Origin of the sequence: Acinetobacter brisouisimilis, assembly GCF_000368265.1 — a bacterium.
Taxonomy (GTDB): Bacteria; Pseudomonadota; Gammaproteobacteria; order Pseudomonadales; family Moraxellaceae; genus Acinetobacter.
Genome location: NZ_KB851219.1, coordinates 595,675 through 609,196, shown reverse-complemented (window position 1 = coordinate 609,196; position 13,522 = coordinate 595,675). Strand labels below are relative to the sequence as shown.

Here is a 13,522-nt window from a genome sequence, read left to right as displayed (position 1 = left end):
TAATCCGTTATACGCGTAAAATAGGTGTTCATTATAAACAAAAAACGCCCCAAATGTTATGGAGCGTTTTCTTCGGTCAAGCCTGAAGAGAAATCAGTCTAATGGCTGAACTTCTTCTGCTTGAAAACCTTTTTGACCTTGTACAACGCTGAATTCAACGCGTTGACCGTCACGTAAAGAACGATGACCGTCACCCATGATTGCGCGGAAGTGAACGAATACGTCATCGCCGCTGCTACGTTGAATAAAGCCGAAACCTTTAGTGTCGTTGAACCATTTAACTACGCCTTGTTCACGTACTGTCATTAGTTAATCCTCTGTGATTAAAAAAAAGGATCACCCGGTGTTGCAAACAGTAGAGCGACAAGGTTTAAAAATAGTTATTATTTTTAAGCTTGTGATCATTCTGTAAAACTATTAACAAAATCCGGTTATATCCACATTGTCATAGGTTTCTTAGCAAAAAGCACCCTACGTCCAGACCTGAGATTAGCATGCCTTTACTATAATTGATACAAAAATTTTTCATAAATATCGTATTTTATCGCTTCATTTTTTTTCTTACATTTAGATGGTTTTTTCCAGTGCATTTGGTCTTTTTTAGGCTTAAGCTTTTTGTTAGTATTTAGACCTTTATTGAGTTTAGAATCCTGTTTTATGACCGATCCTAAAGCTACTTTCATTGAAATTGATGCAATAGGAAAACCATGTCCTATGCCATTATTGATGTTGAAACGCGCAATAAAGTCTGCACCAGCTCAACAAAAATTCTGCCTAAAAGCTTCTGACCCCAATAGTGAAATTGATATTTTACGCTATTGTCAATTACAGAAGCGACAATGCCAAATGATCAAGATTTCAGAACACGAATTACATTACATTATTGAATAATAATGAATAATTTGTGTAAAAAATGAAAAAACACTGGCATAAAAATTTACATTTATCTACCCTTTTTACCTTAATTATGCGTATAAAGCAGATTAAGATAAACATATTGGTCTTTACTAGATATCCTTATAAGGAGTTTTCATGACTGACAGCAGCAATCTATTGATGCCCCTGTCATTGTCTGCACCAGGTGTAAACTTGGGTGCATACATTAGTACTGTCAATCAGATTCCTATTTTGACTGCCGAACAAGAAAAAGAGTTGGCGGAACGCTACTATTATGACCAAGATCTTGATGCAGCAAAAATGCTGGTGATGTCGCATTTGCGTTTTGTGGTTCATATTGCACGTACGTATGCAGGCTATGGTTTACCGCAAGGCGACCTGATTCAAGAAGGCAACCTTGGTTTGATGAAAGCCGTAAAACGTTTTGACCCGAACATGGGTGTGCGTTTGGTGTCTTTTGCAGTGCACTGGATCAAGGCTGAAATTCACGAATATGTGATTCGTAACTGGCGCATTGTAAAAATTGCGACCACCAAAGCGCAGCGTAAATTATTCTTTAATTTGCGTAGCTTAAAAAAATCCAGTAAAAAACTGACTCTTAAAGAAGCTCAAGCAATTGCTGATGACTTAAATGTCACACCCGAGCAAGTGCTAGAAATGGAAGGTCGTTTAACTGCGTATGATGCGGCTTTTGAAACGCAAAATGATGACGATGACGAAGGTTCAACTCACGTTGCGCCTGCTTTATATCTGGAAGATAGCCGTTACGACCCTGCGCGTTTGGTTGAAAATGAAGACTACGAAGAGCAAAGTACATCTGCACTACATGATGCGATGAATCAGCTTGATGATCGCTCTCGTAATATTCTACAGCGCCGTTGGTTAGATGATGATAAATCAACCTTGCATGAACTGGCTGCTGAATACAATGTTTCAGCAGAACGGATTCGCCAGCTTGAAAAAAATGCGATGGAAAAGATTAAAGTTGCTATGTCATCCAACTAAAATTTTGAAGTGTTAAACACGATAAATCAGGCTGATTATTCAGCCTTTTTTATCGCCTGAGTTTTAGGCAAATAATCGTAACCCACCTAAAAATCTATGTTATGGTATAGCGCAAAATCATGACGGAATAGCGCAATGTGGCTTGCAATCTCTGCATTGAATCTTGCGATCGCAGTTCTACTTGGTGCTTTTGGTGCGCATGGCTTAAAAGCTCGAGCAACCATTGACCAACTCTCTTGGTGGCATACTGCAACGGATTATTTTTTCTATCATGCTCTAGGTTTGCTGGCACTGGCTATTTTGGCAAAAGTGTCACCGCAGTTTCCGATCAAACTGAGCTTTGTGTGCATCCAGATAGGGATTATATTCTTCTGTGGTTCGTTATATGTCATGGGTTTAGGTCTGCCACGTATTTTAGGAGCAATTACTCCAATTGGTGGAACCTTCATGATTATTGGTTGGTTAGTCTTGGCGTGGAATGCCATGAAATTTGCAAAATGAGGACTGTATGCAAATCTTTTTAAATGGCGTTGCAACTGAAACGTCTTGTGAAAATCTACTGGCATTGGTTCAATCTCTCGCTTTAGAGAATAAACGCTTTGCAGTTGAACTCAATGAAATGATTGTGCCGAAATCAAAATTAGAGCAAACCCAAATCCAAGCACAAGACCATATTGAAATTATTCATGCCGTTGGTGGTGGTTAATAGGACATAATTATGCAAGATGCTCAATTTAAGGATTCTCCTTTAATTATCGGTTCACGTACTTTTCAATCTCGCCTATTGGTTGGCACAGGAAAATACAAAGACCTCAATGAAACCGATCTGGCAATTCAAGCCAGTGGTGCAGAAATTGTCACTGTCGCAATTCGCCGTGTGAATATCGGTCAGCATCCTGACCAACCGAATTTGCTTTCTGTAATTCCGCCTGAGAAATACACGATTTTGCCCAATACCGCAGGTTGTTTCGATGCCAATAGCGCAGTCAGAACTTGTATGTTGGCACGTGAGCTTCTCGACGGACACAACTTGGTGAAGCTTGAAGTGTTGGGTGATGAGAAAACCTTATATCCAAATATCATGGAAACTTTAAAGGCCGCACGTACCTTGATCGATGATGGCTTTGAAATCATGGTTTACACTTCAGATGACCCAATTGTCGCCCAAGAACTTGAAAGTATGGGCTGTGTCGCAATTATGCCTTTAGGCAGTTTGATTGGTTCAGGTTTGGGTATTTTGAATCCACATACCATTTCAATTATTAAAGAAAATGCCAAAGTTCCTGTCTTGGTCGATGCCGGTGTTGGTACTGCCAGCGATGCAGCGATTGCAATGGAATTGGGCTGCGATGGCGTGTTGATGAACACTGCGATTGCCAATGCGCAAAACCCGATTTTAATGGCATCTGCGATGAAAAAAGCGGTTGAAGCAGGTCGTGAAGCGTTCTTGGCAGGACGTATGCCACGTAAACGCATGGCAAACGCCAGCTCACCAGAAACAGGTTATTTCTTTAAATAACTGAATAAATACATAAAAAAAAGCCAAGTTTAACTTGGCTTTTTTTTACCAGCGGAATTTGTCCCAGTTTTCTGGGTTGGCCCAGAACTTAGAGTTAAACCAGTCAGGCACATGCTTGTAAGTCAAAATATTAAATTGCCACAAGCTAACACTGCCCTGTTGCTGAGTTTTATCAAGCATTTGGGTTAAGCCTAAAGCACGCATCAATTTGACATCTTGGTTTTGACACACGACCACCAAGCGCTTTGCCATAAGGTCGCGTAACTTGACTAAAAGCTGCGACTTTTCAGTTTCGCTTAAATTCTGCATTGCTGGTGTATCGAGCAAAATAAAACCCAAGTCATAGCGACGGGTAAATGGCAGACTTAAAAAATCAGATACGTTAAAATATTGCCAGTCAATTGAGTGTTGTAAGCCGTGTTGGCAAAGATCCTGTCCAATACACAATGCAGTTTCAATGGGCTGCTCCTGACATAAATCGTCTAGCATTGAAGTGATGACATTTTGTTCAGCCATAAACTGCACCTTTATCTGAGTTAGAGAGAAATTGATATGGAATTACAAGGCATTTGTCACAAAATGCATGCCGACTTAGCCAACCATAGTGTAACCGAACAAAACACTCAAAAAGCGCATGTTGAATACAGCTTTATTCTAGACCAATCTCAGATCAATTTACCCTTTACTTTAGGCCAAGAGCTTGAAATTGAATGGACTGGGCAAATTTTTTGTGTGTCTTGTGGTGCAAAAACCCCGAAATCCTACTCACAAGGTCACTGCTTTAAGTGTTTTAAAACTAAAGCATCTTGTGACCTGTGCATTATGAAGCCTGAAACTTGCCATTATCATCTCGGAACTTGCCGTGAAGATGAGTTTGCACAAAATGTCTGTTTTCAGCCGCACATTGTCTATTTAGCCAATTCAAGTGCTTTAAAAGTCGGCATTACCCGTATCACGCACATGCCAACACGCTGGCTCGATCAAGGGGCAACTCAGGCTTTACCGATTATGCGAGTCGGCTCACGGCGCTTGTCGGGGCAGCTTGAAATTATGTTTGGTGAACAAGTGGCGGATAAAACTGACTGGCGTAAATTACTCAAAGGTGAAGCTGAACCGCTAAATTTGGTTGAAGTTCGCGAACAACTGGTTGAGGAGTTTGCACCTAAAATTCAGCGCATTCGTGATGAATTTAGTCAAAACTTGCAATTTGATGAAGGAATTGAATTACTTGAAAATGAGCAAATGCGCGAATTTGTTTACCCTGTCGAGCAGTATCCTGAAAAAATCAAATCGCATAATCTCGACAAAACCCCAACCATTCGCGGTGTGTTGCAAGGCATCAAAGGTCAATATCTGATTTTAGATACAGGCGTGATTAATATTCGTAAATATACAGGCTACGAAATTATTATTCGGACTTAAACTTATAATTATAAAAACAGGCAGGAAATTCCTGCCTGTTTAAATTCAATGCACTGCCAGTAGCTGCAAAATTGCATGCACAGGATCTTCAGTATCTCCTGAAATCAGTTGCTTATGCATACTTAAATGCTGCATGGCTTGTATTTGTGCCACTTCAACATTCATCAATTTTTCAATTTCAGCTGCCAATATTTCAGGGTTTGCCTGATCCTGCACCAACTCCTGAATGACTTTTTTCCCCGCAATAATATTGGGCAAAGAAAAGTACGGAATCTTGATCATGAATTTCATGATGCGATAGGTTAACCAATGCAGCTTGTAAAATGTCACCATCGGGCGGTGCAATAACATCGCTTCAAGTGTGGCTGTCCCCGAAGCCAACGCGATAATATTACTGGCATCCATGACCAAACGCCCAATTTTTGATTCAGTATGTTGATTGTCGAGAACATGAATCTTGGCACGTACATTTTCAGGATAACTTGCCAAAATTTTCTGAATTTGCTCAAAACGCTGAGCATTAATTGCAGGAACAAGATATTCATATTCAGGATATTTGGTTTGCAAAATCTGTGCTGCGTCAAAAACTAAAGGCGCAAGTCGTTCTACTTCTCCACGGCGACTCCCTGGTAACAACGCAATATATTTAGCTTGTTCGGGAAGATTCAGTGCTTGTCTGGCTTGCTGAATCGGGTTACTGAGTGGTAACTGTTTCGCTAGCGGATGCCCAACAAAAATTGCAGGAACTTGATACCGTTGATAAAAGGCTTTTTCAAATGGAAACAAACACATCACCAAATCGATATTTTGCTTAATACCAAACACACGCTTTTGTCGCCATGCCCATACAGAAGGACTGACATATTGCACAGTTTTAATCGGAAGCTGTTTTTGTTTTAGGCGCTTAGACAAACGTAAATTAAAATCTGGGGCATCAATTCCAATAAAAATATCAACAGGATTGTTTTGCCAACGCTCAACCAAACCATCACGTACAGCAAATAATTGTTTCAGTTCTTTTAAGACTTCAACCAACCCCATGACCGCAAGAGTATCCATCGGATAAAAACTCTGAAAGCCTTCAGCAATCATTTGTGGACCGCCAATACCCTCAAATTCGACGTCAACACCCTGCTCCTTGAAACAACGCATCAGTTCAGCCCCAAGTGTATCTCCTGAAACCTCACCGACGACAATGCCGATTCTCAATTTACGTTTTTGCAAGAATGTTTTCCTTTTGGGTGTGTCATCGACAATATTATAAAAGATTTCTAGGCATTACTTCATGCTTGGTTTGAATATAAAACACTTGTTCTCTTATCATATCTTCCTGCAAATCATTTTCGATGATAATTATGCTGCAAATTACACTCAAACAGACAACAGCAAATTTAACCTGAAAATACCAAAACTGGCAGTCACCCACATCATTACAATCCAACATCAAGATTCAATATTTTAACCACTCATACCACACCACGATTCCAAAAATCTAAAATCGATGCGAACGTCAACCGTACAGGGCCAAGATAAAATTAGCACCCCGATCAGCAGCAATGATGATCAAATGCTTCAACAGGATGCTTATGCCCTGCTGAACTTGATGGCGTTATGAGTTAAATAACAATGTTAGCTTCCAAATAAATAACAATAATGTAGCAGGAAAAATATCTGACGGATCTAGATCAAGGCTAAGTTTACTAAGACGTACCTACCAATTATACGGTTGCGGTCAAATTCAAATACTGACCATTTTAGTCTGCTTTTATAGGCATTTTAAAACCAATCATTTTGATTGGTTTTTTAATTATTTTTCATTAAAAAACATTATATTATAAAATTTTTAATTTTTTATTTAATGTAGTACTTGACGCAAAATCAATATAAGATGTATTTTAAATACATCTTATAAAAACGTGCGAGTATTCGTTATGTTAAGCCAACATCAAATTGACCTCATTAAATCAACTGTTCCAGTTTTGCGTGAAAACGGGGTTGCGCTTACAGATTATTTCTATAACCGTATGCTAACCAACAATCCGCAGTTAAAAGAAACGTTTAACATGGGACATCAGCGCAGCGGCGCGCAAGCAAAAGCACTTGCGGGGGCGGTATTGGCATATGCTGAAAACATCGAAGACCCAAGCGTACTTGCACCTGTTGTTGAACTGATCTGCCACAAACATGTCAGCCTGAATATCCAAGCACCTGAGTATGACATTGTCGGTGAAAACCTGTTGCACTCAATTAGTGAAGTGCTCAGTATTCCAATGGATCACGAACTGATTGAGGCATGGGGTCTGGCATACGGACAACTTGCAGATTTGTTTATTGCAACTGAGCAGAAAATTTATCAAGAACATCAACAGACTAAAGGTAGCTGGTTAGGCTGGCGTGATTTTATTATCTCCAAAAAAGTCAAAGAAAGTGATGAAATTACTTCTTTCTATTTGATGCCAAAAGATGGTGGTGCATTACCAGAATACAAAGCAGGTCAATACGTGACTGTACGTGTATTTGTTCCTGAACTCGGCATTAAACAACCACGTCAATACAGCCTGTCAGACTGCGCTTCAGGCAACTATTTCCGTATTTCGGTGAAACGTGAACAAGCAAAAGTTGAAGGACAAGATCCTGGTTATGTTTCTTCAACATTACATAAGCATTTAAACGTCAATGATGTGGTGGAGCTTTCTGCACCAACAGGTAACTTCTTCTTGGTTAATCCTGAAAAAACCAATGTTTTAATCAGTGCAGGCGTTGGCTTAACACCAATGGTTGCCATGTTGAATCAGTTGTTAACAGAAAATACTGATCCAAGTGCCAAAATATCATTCTGGCAAAAAATCAAAGCACAGTTTGGCTCGACAGAAGCTAAACCATCTGTTCATTTCATTCATGCAACACGTGGTTCACGCGTACATGCCATGAAAAATGCCATTCAAGGATTGGCAGAGCAGCACGATAATTTAAATGTCTTTGTTGCTTATGAACATCCTGAACAACAAGATGTGTTGGGACAAGACTACCATTCGAAAGGTCGCCTAGATTTGTCGACACTAGACCGTAAATGGTTACCTGAAAATGCTGATTATTATTTATGTGGTCCAATGCCATTTATGCAAATTCAAAATAAAGCCTTGTTAGCACTCGGTATTCCACAAGAAAATATCCACAGCGAAGCTTTTGGTACAGGTGGCGTTGCCCTATAAACAACAAACTGCCACAAAAACAAAAAGCCATTTCTATCTAGAGATGGCTTTTTTATTGATTTTTTGCAGCACAAATGATCTTGCTCCTTGAGCAACACCCAATAATATTAAGAATATTTTTCATGCAATTTTATTGATCAGGCTATATGCTTTCTCGGCCGTATTGCTAAAGCGATGGCTTTTTTAAAATATTTAAAACTCTCAAAAATTGGCACAATGTGTTTAGCGAAAGTCTCAATTGAAAATACCACAATTAAATTTTAAAGTAGTGAATTGATTTTTATTGGTATTTTTTAAAAATCTTACTTAAAAATTTCTGAAAAATCATGATTTTGTGATTCAGTATTTATTTATTCTTTTTTTGAATAAGCAAATCATTTTTTATGAGTACGTTTTTTCATAAAAACTCCTAATATAAGCACAAATTTATATAATGGCACATGGTCATGGTTGATGCGGTTCAGTTTATTTTAGCAGGCATGCTAGTGGGTTTTTGTGTAGGGATCACAGGTGTTGGTGGTGGTTCACTCATGACTCCAATGCTGATCAGTTTATTTAAAATCGAACCACATATCGCAATTGGTACTGACTTAATCTATGCATCCATTTCTAAATTTTGTGGCTCAATCGTTCATGCCAAAAAACTCAATGTCGTTTGGCCAATTGTTTCATGGCTAGCTCTGGGTAGTGTTCCTGCTTCATTTGCAACACACTGGGTACTGGAGCACTATTTAAGCCATTCTTCTGAATATAAAGCAGTCTTGACTATGGTCTTGGGTTTCATGTTGACCCTGACTGGTATTTCCATTATTTTCCGTTCAAAAATCGAGAAATTCTTTAACCATTTCCGCAAAAAAGAACCACAGTCTGAAGAATTAATCTTTACAGGCAAGCGCCGCATTTATGTCGTCTTTATGGGAATTGTACTGGGTGTATTCGTGACATTGTCATCGGTTGGTGCGGGTGCATTTGGTGTTATGGCACTAATTCTGCTTTTCCCAAATCTACCGATGATTCGGATTATCGGTTCAGATGTTGCACATGCGGTATTACTGACTTTCGTTGCAGGGATTGCTCACATGAGTTCTGGCAACGTGGACTTTCATTTACTCAGCTGGTTACTGATTGGTTCTATTCCTGCCATTATTTTTGGTACGCTGATCAGCTCAAAATTGCCTGAAAAAATGATTCGTAAAATTTTAGGGATTACCCTGTTCCTGCTCGGGATTAACTTTATTTTGCATCCTGTTAAAGAAAAGCCGAAACCAAAAGCTGAAACTGCAATGCTCATTCAGCCTGTAAGCAATTCACAACAACATGGCTAATGCTATCGAGCATTAGACTAATAGACGTTTTTAATCCAAAGATTTAGCGCTACGATCATCTTTTGTTTCTGAAAGCATGCTATAGTCAGACTCATCCAGATGATCCTATTTTTTAACCAGTGAAGGCAATGAATAGTTTACAGTCCCATTCTATTACGTCAGCCGATATTGATGATATCAATATCCAAAGCATCCAACCGCTTGTTACTCCAGCACAATTAAAAGAAGAACTTCCTCTTTCAGAGAAGGCTTATCAAACTGTGCTTAACGGACGTGAAACGATTCGCAAGATTTTGGATGGTGAAGATAAACGCTTATTTGTCGTGATTGGACCATGCTCAATTCACGATCCTAAAGCCGCACACGAATATGCTGAACGTCTTAAAGCACTTAGTGAAAAAGTCAAAGACACTCTTTATTTGGTTATGCGTGTTTATTTTGAAAAACCGCGTACAACAATTGGCTGGAAAGGCCTGATCAATGACCCCGATATGAATGATTCATTCAATATTGAAAAAGGTCTGCGCATTGGTCGTAAATTATTACTTGAACTCAATGAAGTGGGTTTACCTTGTGCAACTGAAGCGCTTGATCCAAACTCACCACAATATTTACACGATTTAATTTCATGGTCAGCAATTGGTGCACGTACTACAGAAAGCCAAACTCACCGTGAAATGTCTTCAGGTCTATCTTCACCTGTTGGCTTTAAAAATGGTACAGATGGTGGTTTAACCGTCGCAACCAATGCCATGCAAGCCGTTAAACATGGACACAGCTTCCTCGGTTTAAATGAAAATGGTCAGGTTTCTGTAATTCGTACCAATGGTAACCCATACGCACACGTGGTATTGCGTGGTGGTAACGGCAAGCCAAACTACGATGCAACCTCTGTTGCAGAAGCAGAGCAAGCTTTGGCAAAAGCAAAAGTCAGCAACAAAATCATGATTGATGCCAGCCACGCCAACTCTAACAAAGACCCGTACTTACAACCACTTGTTCTCAAAAATGTCACTGAGCAAATCATCAATGGCAACAAGTCAATTGTGGGCTTGATGGTGGAAAGTCACCTTAAAGGCGGACGCCAAGATATTCCAGAGAATCTTTGTGAACTTGAATATGGCAAATCAGTTACTGATGGCTGTATTGATTGGGATACCACGGAAAAAGCGCTTCTTGAAATGCACGATGCATTAAAAGATGTTTTACCAAACCGCTAATTATTTGACAATACGCCATCAGCAAGATGGCGTTTTTTATGAATGATCATCGTATGAACAGTTTAGAACGCGCGCTTAGTCAGACCCTTAACTTTCAGTATATTCATGAACGCCTACTCAGTTCTGGGCAACCAACCGTTGAACAACTCAAACTGATTAAAGCGTATGGAATCAATACTGTTATTAATTTGGCTTTAAGCGATGCCAACAATGCAGTTGAGCATGAAGATAAGATTTGCCTTGAATTAGGATTAAATTATATTCAACTGCCGATTGACTGGGAACTTCCCGATCCAGAACAAGCTCTTTTTGTACTTGATACATTGAACTTCCTATTGAAACAACAGAATATCTGGATTCACTGCTCTGAAAATTATTGTGCCAGCGCTCTCATCTATTTATATCGTCAGTATTATATGGATGCCGATATAGAACAGGCACAGCATTATCTGCATCAAATCTGGGAACCAAATGATACCTGGACAGGTTTAATTCACAATGTTGCCTTACAGCTCCAAGGGCGCAAAGCAACTCTTGAACTTCAACAAGCCCTCATGGGAACAAAAGCATTCTCGTGAATGCTTAGATCAGCTTGCTGCCACTAACAATACAGTGGCAGTCGCCAGAATCCCTTCCTGACGCCCCGTAAAGCCCAATTTTTCAGTTGTTGTAGCTTTAATGCTAATTTGCGATACATCTACATCAAGCACATTTGCCACACTCTGACGCATGTCTAGATTATATTTCGCCAGTTTCGGGCGTTCGCATGCGACAGTCATATCCGCATTAGCTAGCACATAGCCACGATCCAAAATTAGTTGATAAACATGCTGCAACAGCTTACGACTATCTGCACCCTTAAATTCGGGATCTGTATCTGGAAAATGCTGTCCAATATCGCCCAATGCCAATGCACCAAGTAACGCATCACACAGTGCATGCAATACTACATCACCATCTGAGTGTGCTTTTAAACCCTGTGTATGAGGAATCTGAATTCCTGCCAAAGTGACAAAATCACCTTCTTCAAAAGCATGTACATCCATGCCTTGACCGATTCGAATTTTTGTAACCACGCTAAACATCCTTTATCAAGACTTGTGTTTGTTATCGCTGATTCGCTATAGTTAGCGCTAGCATCATCTCGTCAAAGTATAAGCGATCATGTCGTTGAATTTTAATCTTTATACCAATAAAGCATTTGGCTGTATGGTTTTGCTCAGCGTATTAGCATGCTCTTCGAGCTATGCCTATCAGCCCTTATGTAGCAATCAATCACATCCAAATTACTGTAAAACACAATATAAAACTCAAGTTGATCAGATCAATAAGCTGTACTTTACCTCAAATCTGGTCACCAATGCACCATTACGCTTATTACAAGATACTCAGCATATGTGGCATTCCCGTTTAAAACAGTGCAAGAATAAAAGCTGTTTTGAACAACAATTTAATCTACGCGCTGAAGACTTAAATGCCTATAGCGCCTTAAACCAAAGCCTCACTCAGCATTTTATTAAATATCATCATGGGAAAATTGCCCAGCCACAAACCTATTTGCAGATTCATCAACTCGATCAAAATAAAATGAAAATCGAAGGCTGGATGTATCGTAACCCAAATGCTAGCCTCGATAAGCTCAGTTTTGTTTTTCTGGCATATTTAAACAATACAGACAAAACCAAAGTCACCAACAATGAAACCACTTGTCAGTATCAATTTAACTATCAGAAAGCCTTATTAGTAGTTACCAGCACCAATCATGTGGCAAAACAGAATTGCCAACGCTTTACCGGTATTTATCGCCTTTATGATTAATGTGCAGATAGAGGAAAAGTATTTTTCTATTTTTGTTGAGCCGTCAAAATAAGCTCAGCCAAGCGAAGATCTTCAGGATAAGTAATTTTAATATTGTCAGAACGCCCTTGCACCACAATGACGGGCTGCCCAGCAAACTCAAGCGCACTGGCTTCATCAGTAATACTCATTTCTGCTGCCAATGCCTGCTCTATAGCTGCTTTTAATACAGAAAACCGAGCAATTTGCGGTGTCTGCGCTTGCCAGAGTGCATCACGACTCACGGTGGTTTCAATCTGTTGCTGATCAGCAACACGCTTTAAGGTATCACGTACAGGGGTCGCTAAAATAGCACTGCAAGCCTGTTGCTGTGCTTGCTCAACCAAATTCTGTAAAGACTCCAGTGTAATACACGGACGCGCTGCATCATGTACCAACACATAGTCATCATCGGCTGCAAAAGCTTGCAAATACTGCAAAGCATTCAGCACAGAATCAACACGTTCACGCCCGCCTTCACAAAAATGCGCACGTTCAGGGTAAGCGAGTGGTAATTGTTTGGAAAATTGATCTTGTGAGTTAATCGCAAGCACATAGCCTGCTAAGGGAAGTTGATTTAACCGTGCCACACTATGTTCCAGCACGGTCTGATCTAAAATTTTTTGATATTGTTTTAATTCGGTGGGTGAAAATCTGCGACCTGAGCCCGCAGCGGGAATAATAGCCCAAAGTTTAGTGCATGTCTGGGCTGTCTTCATCTTCATTGGTACCTGAATCTTTCTGTTTATTTGGGTCAACATACGTCGATTGATACTGGGTGCTAATCGTGCTCATTTGTACAAAGGTTTCATGTGGTTTAATTAACCCCAAGTCCAAACGCGCATGCTCTTCTATGGCTTCCGCACCATTTTTCAAATCATAAACTTCTGCACCCAAGATGCGGTTACGTTCTTTGAGTTCTTGGTTCACTTCAGTCTGTTGCTGGATTTGTTGCATGAGTTTTTTATGATCATAATAACCATCCTCACCAAACCAGAACATATATTGACACCCTGCGACCAAAACGATCGCAAGGCACAATATGATACGACTTGAAAAAGAGTTAAAGGTCTCTTTCCAAAACAT

Annotated in this window: 17 protein-coding genes; 11 read left to right on the top strand and 6 right to left on the bottom strand. The window is 39.8% G+C overall.

Translation table 11 applies throughout. From position 1 onward, the window contains the following. Nucleotides 1-93 precede the first annotated feature (93 nt). Nucleotides 94-306, bottom strand: coding sequence for a cold-shock protein (locus F975_RS06570; RefSeq protein WP_004751565.1), 213 nt, complete (start codon nucleotides 304-306; stop codon nucleotides 94-96). A gap of 351 nt (nucleotides 307-657) precedes the next feature. On the opposite strand from F975_RS06570, the gene F975_RS06560 reads away from it, so the two are divergent. From F975_RS06560 to F975_RS06540, 5 genes are all read left to right on the top strand, one after another. After that, a complete protein-coding gene (locus F975_RS06560; RefSeq protein WP_004751563.1) occupies nucleotides 658-891 on the top strand; it encodes a sulfurtransferase TusA family protein in 234 nt (77 codons plus the stop codon). A gap of 141 nt (nucleotides 892-1,032) precedes the next feature. Continuing rightward, a complete protein-coding gene (rpoH, locus tag F975_RS06555; protein ID WP_004751561.1) occupies nucleotides 1,033-1,902 on the top strand; it encodes an RNA polymerase sigma factor RpoH in 870 nt (289 codons plus the stop codon). 135 nt (nucleotides 1,903-2,037) lie between these two features. Continuing rightward, a complete protein-coding gene (locus F975_RS06550; protein ID WP_004751560.1) occupies nucleotides 2,038-2,403 on the top strand; it encodes a DUF423 domain-containing protein in 366 nt (121 codons plus the stop codon). Nucleotides 2,404-2,410: 7 nt separating this feature from the next. Next, entirely contained in the window at nucleotides 2,411-2,608 is a 198-nt protein-coding gene (thiS, locus tag F975_RS06545; protein WP_004751558.1) for a sulfur carrier protein ThiS, read from the top strand. A gap of 12 nt (nucleotides 2,609-2,620) precedes the next feature. Further along, nucleotides 2,621-3,421, top strand: a complete 801-nt coding sequence (locus F975_RS06540; protein WP_004751556.1) for a thiazole synthase — start codon at nucleotides 2,621-2,623, stop codon at nucleotides 3,419-3,421. A 45-nt stretch (nucleotides 3,422-3,466) separates the two neighbouring features. Here F975_RS06540 and F975_RS06535 read toward each other — a convergent pair whose 3' ends face one another. Continuing rightward, nucleotides 3,467-3,937: a DUF6231 family protein gene (locus F975_RS06535; RefSeq protein WP_004751554.1), complete on the bottom strand. Its 471-nt coding sequence runs from the start codon at nucleotides 3,935-3,937 to the stop codon at nucleotides 3,467-3,469. Between the two features lie 36 nt (nucleotides 3,938-3,973). Here F975_RS06535 and F975_RS06530 point away from each other — a divergent pair, with 36 nt between their 5' ends. Further along, on the top strand, nucleotides 3,974-4,843 hold the full coding sequence (locus F975_RS06530; RefSeq protein WP_004751552.1) for a DUF2797 domain-containing protein: 870 nt from the start codon (nucleotides 3,974-3,976) through the stop codon (nucleotides 4,841-4,843). Between the two features lie 45 nt (nucleotides 4,844-4,888). Here the strand turns inward: F975_RS06530 and lpxB are convergent, their stop codons facing one another. Then, nucleotides 4,889-6,067, bottom strand: a complete 1,179-nt coding sequence (lpxB, locus tag F975_RS06525; RefSeq protein WP_004751550.1) for a lipid-A-disaccharide synthase — start codon at nucleotides 6,065-6,067, stop codon at nucleotides 4,889-4,891. 707 nt (nucleotides 6,068-6,774) lie between these two features. Between lpxB and F975_RS06515 the strand changes: the two genes are divergently transcribed. From F975_RS06515 to F975_RS06500, 4 genes are all read left to right on the top strand, one after another. Further along, nucleotides 6,775-8,055, top strand: a complete 1,281-nt coding sequence (locus F975_RS06515) for a globin domain-containing protein (RefSeq protein WP_004751546.1) — start codon at nucleotides 6,775-6,777, stop codon at nucleotides 8,053-8,055. A gap of 446 nt (nucleotides 8,056-8,501) precedes the next feature. Next, entirely contained in the window at nucleotides 8,502-9,380 is an 879-nt protein-coding gene (locus F975_RS06510) for a sulfite exporter TauE/SafE family protein (RefSeq protein WP_034425826.1), read from the top strand. 128 nt (nucleotides 9,381-9,508) lie between these two features. Then, nucleotides 9,509-10,600, top strand: a complete 1,092-nt coding sequence (locus F975_RS06505) for a 3-deoxy-7-phosphoheptulonate synthase (protein WP_004751542.1) — start codon at nucleotides 9,509-9,511, stop codon at nucleotides 10,598-10,600. A 53-nt stretch (nucleotides 10,601-10,653) separates the two neighbouring features. Then, entirely contained in the window at nucleotides 10,654-11,178 is a 525-nt protein-coding gene (locus F975_RS06500; protein ID WP_034426181.1) for a protein tyrosine phosphatase family protein, read from the top strand. A 9-nt stretch (nucleotides 11,179-11,187) separates the two neighbouring features. Here F975_RS06500 and ispF read toward each other — a convergent pair whose 3' ends face one another. Continuing rightward, the gene (ispF, locus tag F975_RS06495) at nucleotides 11,188-11,676 is read right to left on the bottom strand and encodes a 2-C-methyl-D-erythritol 2,4-cyclodiphosphate synthase (RefSeq protein WP_004751539.1); all 489 of its coding nucleotides are present in this window, start codon (nucleotides 11,674-11,676) and stop codon (nucleotides 11,188-11,190) included. Nucleotides 11,677-11,764: 88 nt separating this feature from the next. Here ispF and F975_RS06490 point away from each other — a divergent pair, with 88 nt between their 5' ends. After that, the gene (locus tag F975_RS06490) at nucleotides 11,765-12,418 is read left to right on the top strand and encodes an A1S_1983 family putative colistin resistance protein (RefSeq protein WP_004751537.1); all 654 of its coding nucleotides are present in this window, start codon (nucleotides 11,765-11,767) and stop codon (nucleotides 12,416-12,418) included. Nucleotides 12,419-12,444: 26 nt separating this feature from the next. Here the strand turns inward: F975_RS06490 and ispD are convergent, their stop codons facing one another. Then, complete coding sequence (gene ispD, locus F975_RS06485) at nucleotides 12,445-13,161, bottom strand: 2-C-methyl-D-erythritol 4-phosphate cytidylyltransferase (protein ID WP_004751535.1); 717 nt, start codon at nucleotides 13,159-13,161, stop codon at nucleotides 12,445-12,447. Continuing rightward, entirely contained in the window at nucleotides 13,130-13,522 is a 393-nt protein-coding gene (gene ftsB / locus F975_RS06480) for a cell division protein FtsB (protein ID WP_034426178.1), read from the bottom strand. Before ftsB ends, ispD begins: the two co-directional genes overlap by 32 nt.